We start from the raw sequence: 6,250 nt of genomic DNA, 5'->3' as shown, positions 1-6,250 counted from the left end.
CCGTGGACCAGGTGACCGACCGGCTCAGGCCCTGACCGTGGACCAGGTGACCGACCGGCTCAGGCCCTGACCGTGGACCAGGTGACCGACCGGCTCAGGCCCTGACCGTGGACCAGGTGACCGACCGACTCGGGCCCTGACCGTGGACCAGGTGACCGACCGACTCGGGCCCTGACCGTGGACCAGGTGACCGACCGACTCACGCTTCCGTTCTTCCGTTCCGCTTCCGTTCCGGTCTTCCGTTCCGGTCTTCCGCTCCGCCTCGTTCCGGTCTTCCGCTCCGCCTCGTTCCGGTCTTCCGCTCCGCCTCGTTCCGGTCTTCCGCTCCACCTCCGCTCCGCCTCTCCGCTCCACCTCCGCTCCGCCTCTCCGCTCCACCTCCGCTCCGCCTCTCCGCTCCACCTCCGCTCCGCCTCTCCGCTGCGGCTGCGGCTGCGGCTGCGGCTGCGCGATCATTGACGGCCCGCCGAGAGGAGATCAGGACTGGATGACGGCCGGGGTGACGCCCATGGCCGGGGTGACGGCCACGGCCGGGGTGACGCCCACGGCCGCGGTGACGCCCACGGCCAGGGCCGGGCGCGCCTCGGCGGGCGGAGAGGCGGTGACGGTGCGCAAGGGGTAAACACCTGCCAGGGGTGAACCGACTGCGGCAAAGAAGCGGAGCATTCCTGATCGGAGGGTCAGCGGTGGCGGCGTGATCACGGCCGCCGACGGCGCCACCGCGCTGCACGGTCACCGCCCGCGAGCGATCGCACGTCCAGGAACCTGCCGCCTGAGTCGCACCGGCCGTCGCCGTCCCCAGCAGCCCAGCGCCAGCTACAACCAGACGCGTCCATGCCGACCGCCGAGGCTCCCTTTCCTACCCGCCCCCTCCTCGCACCTTGACTTTCCTCGCTGGAATGCCGAGCCCATATCAACCAGGTCACCGCAGCGTCTAAAGACACGCTGTGCGCCGCGAAGGATTTGCTTGTTGGCCCGACCAGGGGCGAGGCGCCTACCAGGACCAAGAGCGCCGACCGGAGAAAGCCAGGAACGATGGCCACAGGTCCACCAGTGCCGCGGACGAGCGGCAGTCCGGCCGGTCGCACTGGCGGCGAACTCGTCAGCGCGGCCGGCAGCATCCGGAGCAGGAAGCCCGACACTGCGTTGGTTCCCTTGGTTGGGGGCACAGGACGTGTAGCGCCGGCACGATCAGCGGACCGCACTCGCCGGGCAGCGCGTCGGCGGCCGCAGGGAGCAGTGGCCCCCAGCACGCCGCACTCGGGCCTTCAAGCCGCCAGCGGGGCAGAGATCCCGCGCCTAGACCCTGAAAGTTATGCAGCTTTAGCCCGACTTGTCGCTGACGCCCAGCCAACCAGGAGGGTGTGACTTGCATCACGCCACCTGCGCCGTGTTACGCAAGACTCGCCCGCTTCCCAGCCCCAAGACGTCACCTCAGCGATGCCGCTCCCGCCCATCACGGTTACGGAAGGTAACGGCCGCCCGCAGGGCGGCGACAGTCCATAGGCAACGGCGCTCGGTCCCTGACTACTTCTGTACCTGTCGGATCGTGCCGCCGCCGCCCTTCTGGACGTCGGCGATCTCGGCCGCCGTCTTCGACGTGTACTCGCCGCCCGTGCGCCCGTCCTCGTAGGACAGCACGAACACGGTGCTGCGCCGCTTGCTGCCGCAGTTGCAGCCCACTGGCATCTCCTCCCCTATTCGCCGTGCACGGTGGCGGTCAGCGCCGCCACGAGCGTCTTGCGGTCCCGGCCGATGCTCGCCGCGATCCGCTCTGCCTGCGCCGCTGTGGCTATCCGCTGCCGCTCAGCCGCGAACCCGGCTTCGACCGCGCGGCGCACTGCGGCCTCGACGTCCTGGGGCGAGGCTGCTGCCGCCGGCCGCCGAACGGCCCGTTCGGACGGCCGCCAGCCCGGCCAACCGGAGGCAACCATCGCGTACGCCCGCCCGCCTGACGAGCGGCCGCGCACGACCGGGAACCCGCCGACGTTGACGCACAGCGCCGCGACGAGCTGCCGTGCCCCGCCGATCCACCGCCAGTCCCCGGACAGCGGCGACCGGCGCAGCAACTGCGCCTGCTCCTCGGTGGCCTCCGGCACCAGCGACCCGGCGACCCAGATGCCGTGCCCGTCCCGGCCGGCCCGCACCACAGCGATCTGCGTGCCGGTGTCGTCGTAGTGCGATACGGCCGCAGCGGCGTTGAGGGCCAGGTCGGCGTGCCCGGTGCCGGCCGTGATGTGCCCGACCGCCACCAGGTCACCCTCAGCGGTCTGAATTTCCGGCCGGTGGAACCAGTCGAATCCGCCCTCCGCCGGCGGCAGCACGCACTGCCCGCCGGTGAGGAACGATAGGTGGCAGTCGTTGTCGGCCAGGTGCCCGAACACCCGCCCATCGGCAGTCACAGTTATCGGGGTCAGCTCGGTCAGGCCCGGGTCGTCGAACCACGCCCTCGGGGGGTACAGCGGCGCGACCTGCTTCTTTCTGCTGTCCGCGCCGGCCGCGACGACCGCCGCTTCCTCTTTCGGCACCTCATCCGAGGGCGTCTCATCCTCGGTGCCGTCGGCCGGCTGCTCGTCGTCGACCAGCTCCAGCCGCGCCTCCATGAACGCCTGCGTGCCGACGAGGGTCACCGCCATGACCCGGCCCTTCACCACCGTGATGTACGGCTCCTCGCCGGACTCGATGAACGCTTCCCACTCCTCATCGCTCATCTCCTCGACCGGCTTGCCCTTCTCGTCCGTGTACACGAACTCGAAGTCGTCGAGGTCCACCGACGGAAACAGCACCCCGGCCCGCAGCAGCTCCAGCGCCTCACCCAGCTCCGGCACCGCATCCAGGAAGTCCCCGGAGCCGGTCAGCTTCGACTTCTGCACCTCTCCGGCCGTGATCCGGCCGATGGTCACCGCGCCCTCATGCCCGGGGGCGTCCTCACGCGCCCACCGCAGCGGCAGCGGCAGATCCCGGAACGACCACTCGCCGTCCGCCGCGAAGATCCGCCGGTCACCCGACCTGGCACCCAGCGGCGCCAGCGTCCCCTTCCACGTCGCCATTGGCTTGCCACCCTTCGCGGCTCCCGCCGCCGTCACCGTGATGTCCAACCCCGCGGCCCGATCTCGTCGAGGCCACGGGTGCTCAGGGACCGAGGGCAGCGGCTCATCGGCCGGCACCTCGATCATCGTGCAGCGGCACTGCACCGTCTGGCCGGGCGGCGCCGCCGGATCGCCCGGATACCGCAACGGCACACCACCGACCACGAACGCGCCGTCCAGGGCGACGCGTTGCCCGTCGGCGTTCCGGTGGTCGTCCCGGGTCCGCTCGTCGTGCGTGGCTACCCACACCTTGTCCAGCCGCTCGTCCGCCGCCGACTCGGCGGTCAGCCAGGCCGTCAGGGTGCCGGCGTTGTACGCGCCGATCGTCTCCGTCCGGGCGATCGTCACCGCCCGGTCCTGCCATGCGAGGTCGCCGAGGATCTCCTCGATGGCGTCGCGGATCCGTGGGATGCTCGCGCCGTCGGCGGTGAGCTCGGCGACGGCCGCCGTCACCTGCGTCCACGCGCTGTCGGGCACGCCCTGGAGTCGGTTGGGCAGGGCCGCCAGGTACTCGTCCTTCATCTGCGCGACGCGCAGCAGCTCGACGTCGCCGCCTGCGTCGGCGACGCCTTGGAGGAACGTCGCGTCGACGGCGGGCAGCAGGTGCACCGTCATCGCCTCGAACCACGCCTGCCCCGCGCCGGCGAGGGCCGACGGGTCGGCCGGCAGCGCCGCCGCGGTGACCGGCAACGTCACCTGCCGGGCCGACCGCAGCCAGGTGCGCAGCGCCGCGTGGGCCGCCTGCTCGATGCGCTTCTCGGCGGCGATCACCCGCGCCTCGTGGGTGAGGCGCAGCGGAAGCCACGGGTCCGGCTCGTCGGCCATGGTCACGCCTCCGGGCCGGGCGGCGGTTCGGCGGCCACCGCCACGGCGGTGGCGGTGCATTGCACGCCCCCGTCAGGCAGGCACGCCGGCATCCCCGACGTGGTGCGCACCAGCCGGTGGATCGTCAGCGCGTTCTCCCGCAGCTCCAGCCGCACGAAGTCCTCGTCGAGGACGATGCCCAGCGGCGCGAACGCGTTGCGCAGCTGGGTCAGGGTCACCTCTGCCGGGTCAGCCACCGTTCCTCCTGATCTGCGCGTACCGCTCGACGTCGACCGGGTCGCAGGCGTTTGTCGCGTCGGTCAGGGGCGGCTGGTCGCCGTCCCACAGCTCTCCCCACCACCCGCAAGTCCGGCACTGCGACCAGCGGATGACAGTGCAGCCCCTCCCACGCCCGGACCGCTGGCAGGCATGCCCGTGGGCCTGCACCAGGTCAGGGACGAAAGCGGTCGGGGCGGTCACGCCGGCACCAGCTCCCCGGCGACGGAACGGGCCAAGTGCTCCCGCAGCTCACCGACGTCGTGCCGACAACCCGACACGAGCAGCCCGCCGACATATCTGCTGAGGGCAGCCGTCAGCTTCTCCGGGTCAACGCCGAGCCGGCCGGCGACCGCAGGAACCGCAGTGAATGCGTCCTGCAGAAGTCGCGGCACCGACGTCGGTGTGGACTGCCGCACCGTGTGGTACTCCCACACGGACAGGTCGGTGTGCCGGTACCGCTCCCGGCCAACGAGACGCTTCCCCGCGACTTCCAGCGCCCGCAGCGCCAGGGCCTCGCAGGCGGCTACGAACGGGCCGGACAGCGGGTCGACCGCCGCGGTGATCGCTGCCTGCTCTGGCGGGCCGCGGTCCTCCGTGTCGCCGTCGGGCGGCTCCCCGATGGTCGGCTCCTCGTCGCCTGCCGGGTGGCCGGCAGGCAGGTCGGGTGGCGTCGGGGCCAGCTTCAGCGCTTCCGGATCGATTTGCACCCCTACTCCCGCGACGTCCAGGAGCCGCTGCACCAGCAGTGGCCCGGCCGCCGGCACCGTCCGGATGATCTCCAGTAGACGCCGCAGTTCCCTCTCGTCGTCGGTGGGCTTGTCGTGGTCACCGAACCCGGTTTCCCTGCGCAGCGCGTCACCCGAGAGCTCGCCAAGCCCGTAAAGGTCCTTCGCGTCGGCGCCCTTGTCCGGGGTCTGCGTCAGCTCGCTGGTGTCGTACCAGACGATCCACCGGCGGGCGTCCGCGACGCCGGGTGCGCCCTCCAGGGCGGGCCATAGCATCTGCTGGGTCAGTGCCGCGCAGAACAGCTCCAGCTTGGACTCGACGTGGTACTTGATCGTCGCCTCGTCGGTCATCCAGGCGCCCCAGTGGTTCGCCTGGGTCATGCCGAGCAGCATCTCCGGAGGGGCGTCCAGGCCGAGGGCGAGCCGGCGGATCGCGCCGTCGAGCATTTGCGGCACCGCCGACGAAAGCTCCGTGGCGAACGACAGCAGCCGGGCCTTCTCCAGGTGCTCGGCGGGGCCCTGCACGACAATCGGCACGAGGGCTGCGACGCTGTCGCGGTCCTTCACCGCGGTGGTCATCGCCTCCGTGAGCGTCGCCAGGAACGACGACACCCCGTCCTCCGGGTTCTCCTCCTGCTCGGGGGCGACGAACGACAACTCGTTCGGCAGCAGCAGCACGCCGGCACCGGCGAGCCGGGAGTCGATCTGCGACTGGACGTACTGCGTCAGCCGCTCGATCAGCCGCAGCACCCGCCGGTTGGACAGCACCTGCGACGACGGCAGAGCGTGCTTGCGAGGGCTCGGCACCCAGATCCGGACGATGACAGTCTCTTCGGACTCCAGCTCCCGCTTGCCGTCGCCCTGGTCGAGGACGTACTTCCCGGCCTGCTCGGACAGCTCGTCGACAGACGCGATGAACCACCGCTCCCGGTCGGTGGCCTTCCCGTCCGCGTCGCGCTCCGGCTCACCGATCAGGTAGCACTCGCCGGGCACACCGAGCTGGATCCCTGCGTCGCGCAGCAGCTCCGACTGCTGGCCGGGGCCGCCGAGGAACGTCTCGTTGACGCCGGCCGGTGCCTGGTCGGGCTTCTCGACGGGCCGGCCCTCGTCATCGATCTGCGTGATGTAGAGCCGGGCGCGGCTCATCGCCTTGGCGATGAGGTCGACGAGGAACGAGAACTCGCCGCACTCCTCGTAGTGCCGCCATGCCTCTTCCTGCCACTGCTGCTTCGTGACCTTCCGCAGGCTCCCGCCGCTGCTGGACTCGTAGCGCATCTTCGCCGCAGAGGCGACCACGGCCGTCGCCTTGCCGACCTCGCTGTCGAGGCTCGGCTTCGTGCCCCACCACGCCAT

5 protein-coding genes are annotated in these 6,250 nt (G+C 71.3%); all 5 read right to left on the bottom strand.

Annotated features, from left to right (window positions below):
• Positions 1-477: 477 nt before the first annotated feature.
• Entirely contained in the window at positions 478-615 is a 138-nt protein-coding gene (locus E1182_RS31075) for a hypothetical protein (protein WP_165942592.1), read from the bottom strand.
• A 912-nt stretch (positions 616-1,527) separates the two neighbouring features.
• A complete protein-coding gene (locus E1182_RS31070; RefSeq protein ID WP_165942591.1) occupies positions 1,528-1,683 on the bottom strand; it encodes a hypothetical protein in 156 nt (51 codons plus the stop codon).
• Positions 1,684-1,697: 14 nt separating this feature from the next.
• Positions 1,698-3,914 (bottom strand): phage minor head protein, encoded by a 2,217-nt coding sequence (locus E1182_RS12090; protein ID WP_132264151.1) that lies wholly within the window; start codon positions 3,912-3,914, stop codon positions 1,698-1,700.
• A 2-nt stretch (positions 3,915-3,916) separates the two neighbouring features.
• Positions 3,917-4,150, bottom strand: coding sequence for a hypothetical protein (locus E1182_RS12085; protein ID WP_132264149.1), 234 nt, complete (start codon positions 4,148-4,150; stop codon positions 3,917-3,919).
• Positions 4,151-4,369: 219 nt separating this feature from the next.
• Positions 4,370-6,250 (bottom strand): hypothetical protein, encoded by a 1,881-nt coding sequence (locus E1182_RS12080; protein WP_132264147.1) that lies wholly within the window; start codon positions 6,248-6,250, stop codon positions 4,370-4,372.

Source organism: Micromonospora sp. KC721 (genome assembly GCF_004348355.1).
Classification (GTDB): domain Bacteria; phylum Actinomycetota; class Actinomycetes; order Mycobacteriales; family Micromonosporaceae; genus Micromonospora.
The sequence above is the reverse complement of the archived record's forward strand: the minus strand, read 5'-3'. Positions and strand labels throughout refer to the sequence as shown.